This window comes from Coprococcus sp. HCN-4056, assembly GCF_037892645.1.
Lineage (GTDB): Bacteria > Bacillota > Clostridia > Lachnospirales > Lachnospiraceae > Coprococcus > Coprococcus ammoniilyticus.
This window is the reverse complement of the sequence record NZ_JBBKBL010000004.1, coordinates 290,292-308,148: the sequence shown is the minus strand read 5'-3', so window position 1 is coordinate 308,148 and position 17,857 is coordinate 290,292. Positions and strand designations below refer to the sequence as shown.

The 17,857-nt window shown below is 42.5% G+C and carries 18 protein-coding genes; 17 read left to right on the top strand and 1 reads right to left on the bottom strand.

The genetic code is table 11. The annotated features are described in order from the left end of the window. Positions 1 to 2 precede the first annotated feature (2 nt). The 17 genes from WKT03_RS08180 to WKT03_RS08100 all read left to right on the top strand — a co-directional run bounded on the left by WKT03_RS08180 (position 3) and on the right by WKT03_RS08100 (position 17,216). Positions 3 to 1,253 (top strand): ABC transporter permease, encoded by a 1,251-nt coding sequence (locus WKT03_RS08180; protein WP_117785808.1) that lies wholly within the window; start codon positions 3 to 5, stop codon positions 1,251 to 1,253. Positions 1,254 to 1,524: 271 nt separating this feature from the next. Beyond that, positions 1,525 to 2,241, top strand: coding sequence for a CpsB/CapC family capsule biosynthesis tyrosine phosphatase (locus tag WKT03_RS08175; RefSeq protein WP_117807296.1), 717 nt, complete (start codon positions 1,525 to 1,527; stop codon positions 2,239 to 2,241). A gap of 153 nt (positions 2,242 to 2,394) precedes the next feature. After that, entirely contained in the window at positions 2,395 to 3,408 is a 1,014-nt protein-coding gene (locus tag WKT03_RS08170) for an LCP family protein (protein WP_021944101.1), read from the top strand. A 23-nt stretch (positions 3,409 to 3,431) separates the two neighbouring features. After that, positions 3,432 to 4,256: a YveK family protein gene (locus WKT03_RS08165; protein WP_262529867.1), complete on the top strand. Its 825-nt coding sequence runs from the start codon at positions 3,432 to 3,434 to the stop codon at positions 4,254 to 4,256. Then, positions 4,253 to 4,972, top strand: coding sequence for a CpsD/CapB family tyrosine-protein kinase (locus tag WKT03_RS08160; protein ID WP_021944103.1), 720 nt, complete (start codon positions 4,253 to 4,255; stop codon positions 4,970 to 4,972). The genes WKT03_RS08165 and WKT03_RS08160 overlap by 4 nt, the downstream gene beginning before the upstream one ends. A 193-nt stretch (positions 4,973 to 5,165) precedes the next feature. After that, complete coding sequence (locus tag WKT03_RS08155; RefSeq protein ID WP_262529868.1) at positions 5,166 to 5,780, top strand: hypothetical protein; 615 nt, start codon at positions 5,166 to 5,168, stop codon at positions 5,778 to 5,780. A 135-nt stretch (positions 5,781 to 5,915) separates the two neighbouring features. Further along, a complete protein-coding gene (locus tag WKT03_RS08150) occupies positions 5,916 to 6,719 on the top strand; it encodes a hypothetical protein (protein ID WP_262529870.1) in 804 nt (267 codons plus the stop codon). A 50-nt stretch (positions 6,720 to 6,769) separates the two neighbouring features. After that, positions 6,770 to 7,030 carry a PqqD family protein gene (locus WKT03_RS08145; protein WP_262529871.1) on the top strand — a complete coding sequence of 87 codons (261 nt, stop codon included), beginning with the start codon at positions 6,770 to 6,772 and terminating at the stop codon, positions 7,028 to 7,030. A gap of 27 nt (positions 7,031 to 7,057) precedes the next feature. Continuing rightward, positions 7,058 to 7,528, top strand: a complete 471-nt coding sequence (locus WKT03_RS08140) for a hypothetical protein (RefSeq protein ID WP_117822002.1) — start codon at positions 7,058 to 7,060, stop codon at positions 7,526 to 7,528. Then, complete coding sequence (locus tag WKT03_RS08135) at positions 7,525 to 9,249, top strand: ABC transporter ATP-binding protein (RefSeq protein WP_118674355.1); 1,725 nt, start codon at positions 7,525 to 7,527, stop codon at positions 9,247 to 9,249. The genes WKT03_RS08140 and WKT03_RS08135 overlap by 4 nt, the downstream gene beginning before the upstream one ends. Positions 9,250 to 9,262: 13 nt before the next feature. Next, a complete protein-coding gene (locus tag WKT03_RS08130; RefSeq protein WP_118674357.1) occupies positions 9,263 to 10,456 on the top strand; it encodes a nucleotidyltransferase family protein in 1,194 nt (397 codons plus the stop codon). An 84-nt stretch (positions 10,457 to 10,540) separates the two neighbouring features. After that, positions 10,541 to 11,356 carry an HAD family hydrolase gene (locus WKT03_RS08125; protein WP_262529873.1) on the top strand — a complete coding sequence of 272 codons (816 nt, stop codon included), beginning with the start codon at positions 10,541 to 10,543 and terminating at the stop codon, positions 11,354 to 11,356. A 20-nt stretch (positions 11,357 to 11,376) separates the two neighbouring features. Further along, positions 11,377 to 13,725: a ferrous iron transport protein B gene (gene feoB / locus WKT03_RS08120; protein ID WP_340391504.1), complete on the top strand. Its 2,349-nt coding sequence runs from the start codon at positions 11,377 to 11,379 to the stop codon at positions 13,723 to 13,725. Positions 13,726 to 13,910: 185 nt separating this feature from the next. Then, on the top strand, positions 13,911 to 15,515 hold the full coding sequence (pckA, locus tag WKT03_RS08115) for a phosphoenolpyruvate carboxykinase (ATP) (protein ID WP_340391502.1): 1,605 nt from the start codon (positions 13,911 to 13,913) through the stop codon (positions 15,513 to 15,515). A 191-nt stretch (positions 15,516 to 15,706) separates the two neighbouring features. Next, positions 15,707 to 16,468, top strand: coding sequence for a YoaK family protein (locus WKT03_RS08110; protein ID WP_340391500.1), 762 nt, complete (start codon positions 15,707 to 15,709; stop codon positions 16,466 to 16,468). Between the two features lie 145 nt (positions 16,469 to 16,613). Continuing rightward, positions 16,614 to 17,033 carry a hypothetical protein gene (locus WKT03_RS08105; RefSeq protein WP_340391499.1) on the top strand — a complete coding sequence of 140 codons (420 nt, stop codon included), beginning with the start codon at positions 16,614 to 16,616 and terminating at the stop codon, positions 17,031 to 17,033. A 36-nt stretch (positions 17,034 to 17,069) separates the two neighbouring features. Then, entirely contained in the window at positions 17,070 to 17,216 is a 147-nt protein-coding gene (locus WKT03_RS08100; RefSeq protein ID WP_008401909.1) for a hypothetical protein, read from the top strand. Positions 17,217 to 17,696: 480 nt separating this feature from the next. On the opposite strand, the gene WKT03_RS08095 is transcribed toward WKT03_RS08100, so the two are convergent. Next, the gene (locus tag WKT03_RS08095; protein WP_021944114.1) at positions 17,697 to 17,825 is read right to left on the bottom strand and encodes a hypothetical protein; all 129 of its coding nucleotides are present in this window, start codon (positions 17,823 to 17,825) and stop codon (positions 17,697 to 17,699) included. Between the last annotated feature and the right edge of the window lie 32 nt (positions 17,826 to 17,857).

Genomic DNA, 17,857 nt, shown 5'->3' with positions numbered 1-17,857 from the left:
ATATGAAAAAGATTGGTACAATATTAAGGTTTGAACTCGGTAATTATTTTGGCAGTAAATCCTATCTGATTTCAACGATCTTACTGGCACTTCTTTGCGTAGGCATCATGTTCGCACCGAGAATTAAGGAATCGTTTACAAGTGGAAGTCCTTCGTCTGATAAAGAGACAGATGCAGAGAATGAATCGGATCAGGAGAATGAATCCGTATATGCATATTATGATGCATCCGGTATTATGGATGAAGGTTTGCTGGCGCAGGTATATCCGGATGTTAAGCTGCAGAAATGTAAGGATGCAGCAGAAGTAGAGTCGCTGGTTAAAAGTGAAGATGCGGAACTTGGTTATGTAGTTTATAGTACGTCAGAATATACCTATTATGTTTATAATAAAGGCATGTTTGATGATTACACCAGTACCTTTGACAGTTATCTGTCCATGCTGTCCAAGAAACAGTACAGTGAAGCACATGATCTGGATTTTGATGAACTTATGAGTCTTGATTATGCAGATATCCAGGCAAAAGAAGTTATCCTCGGTAAGGACAGCACAAGCAATTACTGGTATTGTTATATTCTGGTTATCGTGATCTTCATGCTGATCGTTATGTATGGAATGTCGATCGCAACTGGTGTGGCAAATGAAAAGAGCAACCGCTCGATCGAGATTCTGGTAACAACAACGAACTCCAGAGATATTTTATTTGGAAAGGTATTTGCCGGAACAGTTGCTACGTTCTTTCAGGTCGGATTGATCATGGCAGCCCTGTTGATTTCATACAACTTTAATAAAGACTACTGGGGCGGCTTTATGGGTTCTGTATTAAATATCCCATCTGATGTTCTGATCGCATTTGCGGTATTCGGCCTTGGTGGATTCCTGTTCTATGCATTTATGTATGGAGCACTTGGGGCGCTGGTATCTAAGATCGAGGATTTGAACAAATCAGCCGGTACGGCGCAGATGATCGTAATGATCGTGTATTTTGTCGTACTGATGAACCTGACAAATGTAGACGGACTGGTCATCAGGATCTGTTCTTATCTACCGATCAGTTCTTACAGTGCAATGTTTGCAAGAGTTGCGATGGGAGATGTAGCAACATGGGAAGTTGTTATATCAGCAATAATTTTATATATATCGGTGATCGGTATGGGTGTTCTGGGAGGTAAGATCTTCCGTAATTCAACACTTCGGTATGGCAATCCAATCAGGTTATCCAGAGCATTAAAAGAATTAAAAAGAGAAAAATAAGATATAAAAATAAGACAATAAAAAGGCCACATGCGTGCTGTGTTGATGTAAAAATGTAGAAAATATTCCTTATACCTTTACATTAAAAGGCGGATGTGGCATAATTTCATGTGAAATTATTGAACGCACTTGGTGTGGGTATACAGGGGAGACAGGGTAAAATAAAAATGAAAGCAATTTCTAAATTCGCAGTGCAAAAAGAGTGGCTGTGATATCTGTTCGCTTCTGGAATATAATTTCAATGGCTTAAAAAGAAAGGTTACAGTAAAATATGGAAGTAATCGATTTCCATTCCCATGTTCTTCCGGGAATTGACGATGGAAGCAGAAATATAGAAACATCCATAGAGATGCTTCGGCTCAGTCGGAATGCCGGTGTAGACAGAATGATCGCGACACCGCACTTTTATGCGGACGAGGATCGAATTGAACATTTTCTTGAAAAACGGGAACATGCATATCAAAGCCTGATAGAGGCAGTAACGACTGAAAACATATCGGATACCCCACAGCTTCTGCTTGGAGCGGAAGTTGCTTTTTTTGATGGAATCGGAGATGCAGATAAGGTTGACCGGCTGACAATCCAGGGAACAGAGCTTCTGCTGCTTGAGATGCCGTTCCGGACGTGGACGGATGAAGATCTTTTACAGGTAAAAAAGCTGATCCATGAGAGACAACTCCGGATCATTATCGCTCATCTGGAACGCTTTATGAAGATTTCAGGGAATAAGCCGTACATAAAAAAGCTGATGGAGCTTCCGGTTACCATACAGATCAATGCAGAAAGTTTGTCAGACTGGAAACAGGGCGGGATGTTGATCCGCATGTTTCAAAAGAGGCAGGCACATATTCTGGGAAGTGACTGTCATGGAGTTCATCATCGCCCTCCGAATCTGATGGAGGGACGACAGAGACTGGAAAAGAAAGCAGGTGCAGACATTCTTGCAGAGATTGATGCATATGGATGTCAGCTTCTTGGTTTGAGATAAAAGGTTGGAGGATAGACAGATGTCAAAAAAAGTAGCGATCATAATCAGTATTATACTGTTTATTATATTGACAGCACTTATCATATGTGAAAAAACATGGCCGACAGGAGGATCTGATCTGATAGGAAACCTGTTCTGATCAGAGAAAGAAAGATGGCACACAGGATACATTCCAGACAGGAAAAACTGAAATTATATAAAAAACTGACAATTACTATTGCAGCAGTTATCATATTTTGTTTAGCGGCAGTTATTGTGTTCCGGGCAATTGACCGGCAGAAGCTCCGGAAGCAGGAGGCATATGAGGCAGAGCAGGGAGTTGTCCGTATAAATGGCAAGAAATATCTTCCGAAGAAGAATATAGAGACCTATCTGTTCATGGGTATCGATTCACTGGATAAAGTAAAAAAAGCAGAGGACTATGGAGAATCCGGGCAGAGTGATGTGCTTATGCTGATGGTCAGAGATATCAGTGAAGGGACATTTAAGACTCTGGCGATCAACAGAAATACACTGACAAATGTAAAATCCCTGGATCTCGACAATTCTTATCTGGGCGATTCTGTTGTACAGATTGCACTTGCACATGCAAGCGGAGATGGACTGGAAGCCAGTTGCGAGAATACCGTGGATGCTGTATCAGAGCTGCTTGGTGGTCAGAAGATTGACGGATATGCTGCTGTAAATATGGGAGCAATTTCTATCATCAATCATATGGCAGGAGGAGTAACAGTTACGATTGAGGATGATTTTTCCAAAGTGGATCCATCCCTTAAGATTGGAGATACGGTTCAGCTCAGTGATGAGCAGGCGGTACATTATGTACATGACCGTTGGGATGTCGCTGATGAAACAAATGAAAACAGAATGAAACGTCAGTCCGTATATATGGAAGGGCTTAAGAAAAATATAAAAGAGAAATGTCAGACAGACAGTACCTATCCGTTGGATCTGTACAATGCACTGGGAGATTATATGGTGACGAATATATCGGCAAATAAATTCAGCAAGCTGGCACTTCTTGTTGTGAAAGAGAAGGATGAGGGCGAGGTATCTATTTCCGGAACAGAAGGGCTGGATGAACTTGATTTCGCTACCTTTGAGGCAGATGAGGAAAGTCTGAATGCAGCGATCGCAGAGCTGTTTTATAAAGAATATACAGAATAGAGATACTTTGGATGGAGGAGAACATGAGCGCAGAAAATAAAAAAGTACCGATGTCGGACAATGGAAAAGAAGAAAAGATCAATAAGGTGACGATGGTGACCGTTGATGATGACGATAAAGAGATAGATCTGGTCGATCTGGGATATGCACTGATGGATAAGTTGCATTTTATCATACTTGCATTTTTGCTTGGTGCAGTCCTGTTAAATGCATATGCATATTTTATGATCAAACCGACGTACCAGTCGACCGCAAAACTGTATGTCGTATCTGCATCGGAGGATTCCGTTGTAAATCTGTCCGATCTGAATATTGGTATGTCGCTGACAAAGGATTATGAGGAATTAATGCTCAGTTATCCTGTATTGGATCAGGTAATCTCCAAATTGAATTTGTCAATGGATTCGGCAGAGCTTGCACAGATGATCGTACTTGAGAATCCGGCGGATACAAGAGTACTGAAGATAACAGTTACAAGCACAGATCCGGAGCAGGCAAAAGACATAGCAAACACACTGGCTGAGATCGCGGTAGAATATCTTCCGGATACAATGAGTACCAATGCACCGAATATTGCTCAGGTTGCAAGAATACCGGATCAGAAGGCAGGACCAAGTTATCTGAAATATACACTGATCGGAGCATTGGCGGGCGCATTTATTTACTGTCTGATCCTGATCATACGATATCTCCTGGATGATACGATCCATACAGCATCCGATATGGAAAAATACTTTGGAATTGTTCCGCTTACTTCAATTCCAGACAGTGAGTCACTGGGACAGAATGAGGACGGCTCTGAATATGGAGAAACAAAATCTGGATTGAAAGGGAGACGAAGCAAATGAAAAAGATAAATATTGATTTTAAAGAAATGCCGTATGCTGTCGAAGAAGCAATGAACAGGCTTCGTATAAATATCAAGTTTTGTGGAAAAAATACAAAGAAGTTGTTGATCACAAGTAGTCTGCCAAATGAAGGCAAAAGTACCATTTCCATGAATCTGTGGAAGATGATGGCAGAAGCCGGATTTCCGACTGTATTTCTTGATGTGGATTTGAGAAAATCAGTGATCAAGAGCAGACATAATATCCAGACAGAAGGCGAGATCAAGGATCTGGGTTATTATCTGTCCGGGCAGGCAGAATATGAGGATGTTGTATATGAAACAAATATCCCAAATGGTTATATCGTGCCATGTTGCAATCTGTTAGAGAATCCATCTGCATTATTGGAGGATGATCGTTTTGCAGAACTGCTTAATAAACTGGCAGAGCAGTATAGATATGTGATTATAGATTCGCCGCCACTTGGCAGTGTCGCAGATGCTGCACAGGTTGCTTCCTTATGTGATGGTGCAGTACTTGTTGTCCGTAGTGGTGAAACGTCCAGAAACGTGATAAAACAATCCATGCAGCAGTTGGAACAGGTTCGCTGTAAACTGCTGGGTGTGATCCTGAACCGGGTAGAAGTATCCGGACGTGCATACAAGAGTTATTATGGAAAATATAAATCCTATGGCTATGGATACGGCTATGGAAAAGACCAGAAAAGCGGAAAATAGAACAGATCCAGATAGATAGCGGATCCGTTCAACAGGATCTGGCAGATGGACACAGGTTGGATGATTCGGCCGATACGTGGCAGACGGCTGTTTTATCATAGATGTTCTGGTTAAAGTGGTGAGAGAACTTCAGTTTTCAAAATGATCAGAACGATTTTTATCCGAAAATGTGCTAGGAAGGAGAAAACTCAATATGAAGAATTTAAAGAAGCTGATTGCTATTATCATGGTTATCGCTCTTATGATTCCATGTACAGCAATGGCTGCAACAGAGTCAGTTACTTCACAGGAGTTAACAAAGAAGAACACAACAATTACATGTTCTACACTTACTTATACAGGTAAGAAACAGACTCCTAAGACGATCAAGGTTCAGTATAAAACCAAGAGCGGCAAGAAAGTAACATTAAAGGCTGGTACAGACTATACTGTTAAGGTTACAAGCGGCAAAAATGCTGGTACTTACTCAGTAAAGATCACTGGTAAGGGCAAGTATGCCGGAAAAGTGTCATCTTCATACACAATTAAGAAGGCAACTCAGAAGAAGCTGACAGTTAAAAACGGTTATAAGACCAAGAAAGCTTCAACATTTAAGAAGAAAGCTAAATCTTATACATTCAAGGTTTCTGGTGTAAAGGATAAGGCTAAAGTAACTTATCAGAGAAGCTCAAAGAAGATTGTTGTAAAGAATGGCAAGATCACTCTGGCTAAGGGTATCAAGAAAGGTACTTACAGAGTAACTGTTAAGGTTGCTGCAACAAAGAACTACAAAGCAACAACAAAGACAATCAAGATCAAAGTTAAATAATATTTAACACAATACATTAAATTGCTATAGCGTTGAAGGCACCCTGGCCACGAGGGTGTCTTTTTTCTTATTGCACGCTGTCCTTACTGTGTGGTAAACTAAGGCAGTATTTTAAATGATGGTGGTATGTGGAACATGAAAAATGAAAAGATGGGATTTGAAAATGAAAAATTTATATTCTGGATTCGGCTTGCGGATGTAACGATAAAAATCTATGCGAATTACAGAAGCACAAGAGAATATTGCCGGGACTACCTGACAACGGGACCGGAGGCATTTTCGGTAATGATCACACAGAGGGATATCGCAGCGGAACGGGATCGGTCGGAGAAGCAGGAACAGGCCGGTGGAAGGAAAGGACCGGGAAGACCGTGGTTTGGATACTACAGTGATGCATATCTGGAAACGCTGGCGTTATACCGGAAGATCGCAGATCAGATGATCGCATACAGTACCTTGTTATTTCATGGTTCGGTGATAGCGGTGGATGGAGAAGCGTATCTGTTCACGGCGAAGAGTGGAACCGGAAAATCTACACATACCAAGCTGTGGCGCAAATATTTTGGAAATCGTGCTGTGATGGTAAATGACGATAAGCCATTGTTGAAAGTAACCGGCAAAGGTGTGTTGGCATGCGGAACCCCATGGGCGGGCAAGGATCATCTGCAGAACAACATCATGGTTCCATTAAAGGCAGTATGTATTCTGGAACGGGATACGGTCAATCATATCGAACAGATCAGGAAGCGGGATGCATGGAAGATGATATTACAGCAGAGTTATCGTTCAGATCAGCCGGCGGTATTATCATCGACAATCCGTCTGGCGGAGCAGATCATGGATAAAACAAAGCTGTACCGGCTAGGCTGCAATATGTCCATGCGGGCAGTGGAGACTTCCTACAATGGAATGAATACAGATATAGATTATGCAGATTAAAAACATATAAAACAACAAAACGAAAATATACAGAAATAATGGAGCGGTAAATGAAATTAAAAGATGAATTTATTACATATGAAACAGATGGAGAACAGATCATGGTAGCTGCCGGAACCGACAGCTTTTCCGGTTTGGTCAGAAGCAATGAGACAGCAGGCTTTATCGTAGAATGTCTGAAAAAAACTGTGACAGAGGATGATATCGTTCATGCAATGACAGATGCATATGATGCATCGGAGGCTGTTGTCCGCAGGGATGTGAAGGGAATATTGAAGAAGCTGGATTCCATTGGTGCGATCGAATATTAAGAAGCCGGAACAGCAAAAAGAGAGAAAATGAAAACGGAGAAACAGGGATATGATAGCTGTTCTACTTATGAGGAACAGTTAAACAAATATGGAACCATTATATATACCAATGTAGGACGCAGTATGATGCCTCTCCTTCGGGAACATCGTGATATTATGATCATAAAGGCCAGACCGGAAGGACGGCTTAAAAAGTATGATGCGGTGCTTTATAAAAGGGGAGATCATTATATCCTGCACAGGATACTTTCTGTAAGAAATGATGGTTATGTGATCTGTGGGGATCACAATTACAGGAGAGAATATGATATTACGGATCCGGATATTATCGGAGTGCTTACCGGGGTGATACGGGATGGAAAAGAGATTCCGGTTACGGATAAGCGATACAGATGGTATGTGCATATATGGTGTGATCTTTTTTATATCCGGGCAGGTATTTTATTTGTAAAGGCAAGAGCTGCCCGGCTGCGCAGGAAAATGGGTAAGAGCAGATGAAGAAACAAAGCAGGATGATGCAGGGTGAACAGAACAGGAAAACATTTGTATGGATGTGGCAGGGTATAGCAGGAAAGCGGTATTATATCGTTTTCCTGCTTATAATATCTGTCCTTCTTGGTATGTCCGGCGGCCTGCTCGCATTGTTGCTCCGGAATCTGATCGATCATGCGGTGGAAGGAGAACGTTCCGGTTTTGTGGCAGCGGGAACAGGACTTGTACTGCTTGTGATCCTGCAGATCACGTTCCGGGCGGTTGACCGTTATCTGGAAGAAAAAACACGGTCAACTTATGAAAATATCTGGAAGAAACGATTGTTTTCGGAACTTATGGGAAGAAGTTACCGCGAAGTCACACAGATCCATTCCGGAGAATGGATGAACCGCCTGACTTCAGATACCGTGATCGTGGCGGATGGACTGGCGCAGATCGTTCCCGGTGTATGCGGGATGCTGACACGGATCCTGATCGCGGTTGTTCTGCTGATCGGTATTATGCCGGAACTTGCTTATGTATTGATACCGGGAGGTCTTCTGCTTGTCTTTCTGACCTGGATATTCCGACGGGTGTTGAAACGTCTGCATAAAAAAGTGCAGGAGGCAGATGGCAGATTACGGATTTTTTTATCGGAACGGTTATCCGGTCTGGTGATCCTTCACACATTCGTAAAAGAACAGGAAACGGCAGATGAAGCAGACCGGTATATGAATGCACATCAGGGCAGCCGGATGAAGAAAAACAGATTTTCCAATATCTGTAATATCGGGTTCGGTGCAGCAATGAATGGAGCTTATATTCTGGGAGCCATATATTGTGGGTATGGAATATTGAAAGGACAGGTTTCCTATGGAACCTTTATAGCAGTGCTTCAGCTTGTCGCACAGATCCAGACACCGTTTGCGAATCTGTCTGGGTATTTCCCAAAATATTTTGCCTGCCTTGCCAGTGCAGAACGGCTGATGCAGGCAGAAACCTTTGAACCGGATAGAGCCGGATCAGAGATGAGCCCTTCCGGTTTTCAGGAATCATTTACGGCACTTGAGATCACAGACGGCTCCTTTTCTTATCGGAGAGATACGGATCTGCTGGGAGTTCAAGCATTGGCAGATTCAGATCACTGTGAAAGAAAGGTTCTGGAGCATTTTAATATGCATATCGCAAAAGGAGAATTTCTGGCACTGACCGGACCCTCCGGGTGTGGAAAGAGTACAGTGCTTAAAATATTAATGAGTCTGTATGCACTGGATTCCGGAGACTGCAGCGTAATACTTGGCAGTGAAAGGTATAAGATGCATGCAGGCTTCCGCTCGCTGTTTGCTTATGTGCCGCAGGGAAATCATCTGATGAGTGGAACAATAAAAGAAGCGGTGGCATTTGGTGAGCATATCGACACGGAGAAGCTGACACAGGCACTCAAAGCTGCCTGTGCAGAATTTGTTTATCAGCTTCCGGAACAAATGGAAACTTCACTTGGAGAACAGGGACATGGATTATCGGAGGGGCAGATCCAGCGTCTGGCAGTTGCAAGGGCGGTTTATTCCGGACATCCGGTTCTGATCCTTGATGAAGCGACAAGTGCACTGGATGAACAGACAGAGAAACGGCTGCTTTCCAATCTCCGTGCAATGACAGATCGGACTGTCCTGATCGTTACACACCGGCCGGCAGCTTTGCAGGTGTGTGACCGTACGATAGCAATGGTGACGAACAGGGAAGAATGAGGAATGAGATAATATGATTCAGTATAACATCAGGACACTTGGAAAAAATGAATGGGATTTTCTGGAGTTAGTGACGTTTGGACTTCATATGAAAGCGGTATCAACGGAACGGCTACATCAGATGAATCTGCAGGCTGTCCGGAAGTGGAGCAAATATCATATGTTAGGTGCTCTGGTTTATGATGCCATTGAACCTGCGTTAAAGGTAGACCAGACATTTGCGGAAGCGTATCCACAGCTTCTTACGGCATGGCGGGAGAAAAGGGATAAGGCGTTACGCAAGAATATGCTGTTAGATGCTGCCAGGAAGCAGTTATTTAGATATATGGAAGCCGAAGGTATCTGGTATATGCCATTAAAGGGGAGCATCATAAAGGATCTGTATAAGAAGCCCGGAATGAGGGAAATGTCAGATAATGATATTTTGTTTGATCCGGCATACAGCCGGAAGATCCGGTTTTATATGGAAGAACATGGATATCAGACGGAATCATATGGCGTTGGAGCACATGATACTTATCTGAAAGAACCGGTCTATAATTTCGAGATGCACCGGGTATTGTTTTCAGAGAAGCCGGGAGCAGAATGGAATCAATATTATCAGGATGTGAAGGACAGACTGATAAAAGATGGAAGTAATTCCTTTGGTTATCATTTTGAAGAAAATGATCTGTATATTTATGTGATTGCCCATGCGTATAAGCATCATAAAGGTTCAGGAACCGGAATACGGACACTTACAGATTGCTATATTCTGAATGAAGCATATGTCGATCATTTTGATTATGAATATATCGGGCAGGAGTTAGCTGTGTTCGGAGCATCGGAATTTGAGCAGACACTGCGGAGTCTTGCACATAAGATATTTGCATCGGAGGATATGGGGCAGAAGAACCGGTTTACAGAACAGGAGCGGGAGCTTCTTACCGAACTGATGTATTCCGGCACATACGGAACGGTCGCCGGCATGGTGGAACGGTCACTGAAAGAACTTCAGGCAGATGGAGGCACGATCACAACCGGAACAAAATGGCGGTACATGTGGCGGAGACTTTTCCCGGATATGGGATTTTATAAAGAGTATGTACCGGTGGTATATCATCATAAGATCCTGTTGCCGTTTTATACTGTTTTCCGTTGGGGGCGTGGATTGATAAAGAACCGGAAAAAGATTACGGAAGAGATTAAAGCAATAAGAAAAAAATAAACACAAAACAAATATAAATGGAAGAGAATAACAGTATCGGAATGAAACAGATCTGAATATAAAAACAGAAAGGCGGACATGGATATGAGTAAATACAAGTTGATTGCTTTTGATATGGATGGAACCTTATTAAATTCCGAAAAACGGATATCAGAGCGGACACTGGAAGCTGTGAACCGTGCATTTGATGCAGGAAAGGAAGTGATCCTTTCGACCGGAAGATGTGTGGCAGAGCTTCGGGAATATTTTAAGCGGATTCCGAGGCTGCGTTATGTTGTCTGCTCTAGCGGCGCGATCCTGTATGATGTAAAAGAGGAAAAGATCCTGTATTCGAATTCAATCTCTATTGAACTGGCAGAAAAGATTCTGACAGAAAGTAAAAAAGAAGATCTTATGGTGCATCTGCTTGCAATCGAATCCATAGTGCAGAAAAAGGACATACCCCAGATGGAACGCTTTGGGATGGGCGTCTATCGGCCAATGTATGAGAAGGTTACAACACAGGTCGATGATATCTATGAATATTATAAGGAACATCCATTTGAGGTCCCGAAGCTGAATCTGTATCATGCGACAACAGAAGGCAGGGAGAAAACCAGAAAGAGACTTGCCGGACTGAATCTTGTTCTTGCGGATGCAGAGAAGACCGCTTTGGAATGTTCGGCGACAGGAGTTACCAAAGGAACCGGGCTGCTCCGGCTGTGTGAGTACCTGGGTGTTGAACCTGAAGAGACGATCGCGGTCGGTGATGCAGACAACGATCTGAATATATTGGAAACTGCAGGATTAGCGATTGCGGTCGGAAATGCAAATGAACATGTAAAAGCAGTTGCTGCGGTTGTTGTCAATGACTGCGACCATGATGGATGTGCAGAAGCAATTGATAAATATTTATTATAAAGAGTTAAGAGGCGATACAAATGACAATCAAAGATTTGAAAGAGGGACAGTCCGCAACTATCTGTACAGTTGGCGGTGATGGAGCACTGAGACAGCATTTCCTTGACATGGGCGTGATACCCGGTATTGAGGTTAAACTGATCAAATATGCACCAATGGGCGATCCTCTTGAAATCCGTATTCATGATTATGAACTGACGCTCCGACTGGCGGATGCTGAGCAGATCGAGGTATCAGATAAAAAATCAGATGAAGACGAACATAGGAAAGATAACAAAAAGGATAAAGCTTTAGTAGAACATCCGGGACTTGGTGAAGGCGGAAAATATCATGTGAAAGCAGATGAACATCCGCTGCCGAAGGATGAGATCCTGACCTTTGCTCTGGTTGGTAACCAGAACTGCGGCAAGACGACATTATTTAACCAGTTGACAGGCTCGAATCAGCATGTAGGTAATTTCCCCGGAGTAACGGTTGATCGGAAAGAGGGAATGATCAAAGGATATCCGGACACAAGAGTAACCGACCTTCCGGGTGTATATTCTCTTTCACCGTACAGCAGCGAAGAAATTGTAACCAGACAGTTTGTATTCGATGAAAAACCAAAGGGCATAATCAATATCGTGGATGCGACCAATATTGAGAGAAATCTCTATCTGACGATGCAACTGATGGAGCTTGATATACCGATGGTGTTGGCACTGAATATGATGGATGAAGTTCGTGAGAACGGAGGATCAATCCGTATTAACCAGCTGGAAAGTATGCTTGGAATTCCGGTTATTCCAATCTCTGCGATCAAGAATCAGGGTGTAGATGAATTGATCGAACATGCAGTTCATGTCGCCAGATATCAGGAGAGACCGGGCAGACAGGATTTCTGTGATCCGGAAGATCATGGTGGTTCGGTGCACCGGTGCTTGCATGGAATCATGCATCTGATCGAAGACCATGCAGAGAATGCGGGAATCCCGGTTCGTTTTGCTGCGGCGAAGGTGGCAGAAGGGGATGCAGAGATGGAAAAATCTCTGCATCTTGAACAGAATGAGACAGAGATGATAGAACACATTGTAAGCCAGATGGAAGAAGAACGTGGAATTGATCGTGCAGCAGCAATTGCAGACATGCGGTTCGATTTTATACAGCGGATCTGCAGACAAACGGTTGTCAAACCGGCAGAGAGTAAGGAACGTATCAGAAGCCGGAGGATCGATGCGGTTCTTACGGGAAAGTATACCGCCATACCGACCTTTATATTGATCATGGGAGCGGTCTTCTTTCTGACCTTTAATGTGATTGGAGCGGTACTTCAGAATCTGCTGGGGAAAGGGATTGATTATCTGACAGCGCAGATGGATCAGCTTCTGACTGCATGGTCGGTGAACACGGTGCTTCATTCACTTGTAATCGATGGTATCTTTAAGGGGGTTGGAAGTGTGCTGAGTTTTCTTCCGATCATAGTGGTGCTGTTTTTATTTCTTTCGTTATTGGAAGACAGTGGATATATGGCTCGTGTTGCTTTCGTCATGGACAAACCACTCAGAAAGATTGGGTTATCCGGAAGAAGTATTGTGCCGATGCTGGTTGGCTTCGGCTGTACGGTTCCCGGCATTATGGCGAGCCGTACCCTTCCGTCGGAGCGTGATCGTAAGATGACGATCCTGTTGACCCCGTTTATGAGCTGTTCTGCAAAGCTTCCGATCTATGCATTCTTTGCGGCAGCGTTTTTCCCAAAGTATAAAGCGCTTGTTATGGTCGGGTTGTATGTTGTGGGAATACTGACAGGAATCCTTGTGGCGCTTATTATCAGAAAGACATTATTCAAGGGTGAGGCAGTTCCGTTTGTTATGGAGCTTCCGAACTACAGAATGCCGGCATTGAAAAATGTATTGCAGTTATTATGGGAAAAGGCAAAGGATTTCTTACAGCGGGCATTTACGGTTATCTTTGTGGCAACGATCGTGATCTGGTTCTTACAGAGCTTTGATCTGCACTTTAACCTGACGGCAGATTCACAGAACAGTATCCTTGCAGTTGTCGCAGGATTGATCGCACCGGTATTTGCACCGCTTGGTTTCGGAGACTGGCGGATATCGACGGCACTGATATCCGGATTTATGGCCAAGGAGAGTGTAGTATCAACATTGTCTGTGCTGACCGGAAGCATGGATGTTATCCATAAGATCCTGACACCGGCATCCGCTCTGTCATTGTTGATATTCTGTCTGCTGTATACTCCATGTGTAGCAGCCGTTTCTTCCGTAAAACGGGAACTTGGAAGCAAATGGGCACTGGTAGTTGTGTTCGGACAGTGCGTTGTTGCATGGATCATGGCGGCACTTGTCTATGCAATCTGTCTGTGTTTCTAAAACAAATATAAATTATAAAATACAGGCGTGATGATTATAAAAAAAATGTAAAAAAGTCATATCCGGTAAAGATTTTCTTTACTTTTTGATTAGGGATGGCTATAATACAAATTGACTGTGGAAGTTGGTAGTACAAACTAACCTCCATAGAATAATACTTAGAAAGAAAAGAGGATTTGTGTACAATGAAAAATATTGATTTAAGCAAGTATGGCATTACCGGAACTACAGAGATCGTTTACAACCCTTCATATGAAACACTTTTCGAGGAAGAGACTAAATCTACTCTTGAAGGATATGAAAAAGGACAGGAAACAGAGCTTGGCGCTGTTAATGTAATGACAGGTATTTATACAGGACGTTCACCTAAAGATAAGTATATTGTTGTTGATGAGAATTCAAAGGACACTGTATGGTGGACAACAGATGGTTACAAGAACGATAATCATCCAATGACAGAAGAGACATGGGCATCCGTTAAGGATATTGCAAAGAAGGAACTTTCAAATAAGAAATTATTTGTAGTTGATGCTTTCTGTGGAGCAAACGCTGATACTCGTATGGCTATCCGTTTTATCGTAGAAGTAGCTTGGCAGGCACATTTCGTAACAAATATGTTCATCAAGCCAACTGCTGAAGAACTTGAGAACTTCGAGCCGGATTTCGTTGTTTACAACGCATCAAAGGCTAAAGTAGAAAACTATAAAGAACTTGGTCTTAACTCAGAGACATGTGTAGCATTCAACATCACAAGCCATGAGCAGGTTATCATCAATACATGGTACGGCGGAGAGATGAAGAAGGGTATGTTCTCAATGATGAACTACTACCTTCCACTTAAGGGAATGGCAGCTATGCACTGTTCAGCAAACACAGATATGAACGGTGAGAACACAGCTATCTTCTTCGGTCTTTCAGGAACAGGTAAGACAACACTTTCAACAGATCCTAAGCGTCTCCTGATCGGTGATGATGAGCACGGCTGGGATGACAACGGCGTATTCAACTTCGAAGGTGGCTGCTACGCAAAGGTTATCGACCTTGATAAGGATTCAGAGCCAGATATCTATAATGCGATCAGAAGAGATGCTCTTCTTGAGAACGTAACAGTAGATGCAAATGGTAAGATCGACTTCACAGATAAGAGCGTTACAGAGAATACTCGTGTATCTTATCCAATCGATCATATTAAGAACATCGTTCGCCCTATTTCATCAGCTCCTGCAGCAAAGAATGTTATCTTCCTTTCAGCAGATGCATTCGGAGTACTTCCTCCGGTATCTATTCTGACACCAGAGCAGACACAGTACTACTTCCTGTCAGGCTTCACAGCTAAGCTTGCCGGTACAGAGCGTGGAATCACAGAGCCGACACCTACATTCTCAGCATGTTTCGGACAGGCATTCCTTGAGTTACATCCTACAAAGTATGCTGAAGAGCTTGTTAAGAAGATGGAGAAGAGCGGAGCTAAGGCTTATCTTGTAAATACAGGATGGAACGGAACAGGCAAGCGTATCTCAATCAAGGATACAAGAGGTATCATCGATGCTATCCTTAGCGGTGCTATCCTTTCAGCTCCTACAAAGAAGATCCCTTACTTCAACTTTGAAGTACCTACAGAGCTTCCGGGTGTTGATCCGGCAATCCTTGATCCTCGTGACACATATGCAGATGCTTCTGCATGGGAGACAAAGGCATTAGATCTTGCTGACAGATTCATCAAGAACTTTGCTAAGTACGAGAGCAACGAAGCCGGTAAGGCATTAGTTGCAGCAGGTCCTCAGAAATAATATCTGAATGATCAGAATACAATATATGTTCGTGAGATACACCTGAGACACTATAACGTCAGGATATACTTCGGACAAAGAAGAACCGGGTGTGGGTTTCACATCCGGTTTTTCTTTGTAGCAGGGCATATCGTTCTTGCTAACTATATTGTGTCTGATATTATTTGAAGAAGAACGGAGAGTTGATTGAGATGAAAGTTAGGCAGAACAGACAGGCAGAACGGCAGATGTCGGAAGCATTTATTACCAGTGTGTTTCTGGCGTTATCCGGTGGATTTCAGGATGCTTATACATATTTTACAAGAGATGAAGTGTTTTCAAATGCGCAGACAGGAAATGTAGTGCTGATGAGTCAGCATTTTATGATGGGTGAATGGCAGGCAGGACTTCGTTATCTGTATCCATTGTTTGCATTTGCATTTGGGGTGTTCTTTGCAGAACAGGTACAGGGACGGTTCAAATACGCAAAGAAGCTTCATTGGAGACAATCCATTTTATTGATGGAGATTTTAATTTTGTTTTTTGTTGGATTTTTAACAGAAGGATGGAACATGCTGGCAACGGTATTGGTATCTTTTTCCTGTGCAATGCAGGTTCAGACATTCCGGAAAGTCAACGGACATTCTTATGCGAGTACGATGTGTATCGGAAATCTCAGAAGTGGTACAGCGGCCTTATCTGTATATTTAAGAGAAAAGAAGCCGGAGCAGTTAGAAATGTCACTGTATTATTTCGGTGTGATCCTGTTCTTTGCGGCCGGAGCCGGAATCGGAGGCATTCTGTCGGTACATCTGGGCTTCCATGCTATCTGGGTATCCAGCGGATTGCTTCTTATCAGTTTCCTTCTGATGTTTAAGGATCGTCTTGAAAAAGATGTGCATGAGCTGGAGGGTGACCTGGAAGAAGATATTCAGAAACTTGGAACACAGCTCCGCGAAGAAATTAAGAAATAGATAAAAATAAAATAAAGAATATTCATTTTGTTATATTTATGAGATAATGAACGCAGAATTATTCGTTCTCAAGTGTGCTGATTATGTGGCATGCAGTAAGTATAGGATATGCAGAAAGAAATCTACAGAAAGTGAGGTGGCAACTATGCTTCAACAACAGAAGAAACAAATATGTGTGATATATTGTATCATATTGATATTAGCTGCCACCGTTTTTGGCATAGGTGATATAGAAAGTTCCAGAATGGAGCGGGGGCTTGAACAGAATAAATCTGTGCTTCGTGAAGTCCGGACGACATCAATTAATGAAGTAGGGATACTTCCGACAGGAAGCGTTCTTCGTACAGTGTTTGAAACGCAGAGCTTGAAATCGTTTCAATCGGAGAAAACAGTTGATCTGTGGATCCTGGTTTTACCGTTTCTGTTTACCTTATCCGGGCTCGTTTGTGATACCAGAAAATGGTGGGTGAAGATTGGCACACTGGTGCATGCATCTCAATGGTATCGAAGGCTTGAGTATATACATAAAAAGGACGGAAAGAAACTCCTGACTTCTTACATTTGAAAACCGAATATGTAAGAAGAAAAGGAGAATAATAAAATGGGTATGGATATATTTGCTATTGTTTTTGGCGTTGTTGCAATCGGTCTCGGAGGATTCTTTTTCATTAATGAGACATTTATTAAAAAAGAATCGGATAGCGATAAGATATCTGCAGATGCAGAGAAGAACAGCAGAGAATCATAAGCAGTATACTATTATATGGGATATTATAAGAAACAATAGCTGAGACAAAAAGCTGTCGGAATTGGTCATTTATTAACCGGTTTTGCCTGATATAATGCAGGTGAAAAGGGAGATATATGATGGATTCCGGCAGCTTTTTTCACGTATGCGGTTATTTGCCGTAATTAACGCATTCCTGATATAAAATACTGGATTTTCTGTTTACAATATGTTAAAGTATTCATTACATATACTTAAAAATCGACAAAAATCAGGATGGGAGATAAAGTATAGATTCGTCTGTTCAGAATGAACGATATATAAAGAAGAAAGTAAGGGATAAAATGGCAGGAACGATAGATATAAAGCCGGCGACCAAGCTGCGGTTGGCACTGGATGTGCCGGCAGGAAAACAACCGGTATTCAATATGATAAGCACACGTTGGCATTTTCAACGATTCGATATGGTGTTACTGATTTTGCCGGATTTATACAAATCTGTCATGGCGTTCCATGTATCGCAATTCCACTTTCGGAAATCCCTTTGCCAACGCTGATTTCATTTCCATATCTGATGCATGGAATTGATACTCTATTTTTCAGTTCAAATGTGTCTGATAATTTATTCATTTGACGATCCTTCTTGTCTTTGATAATTAAAT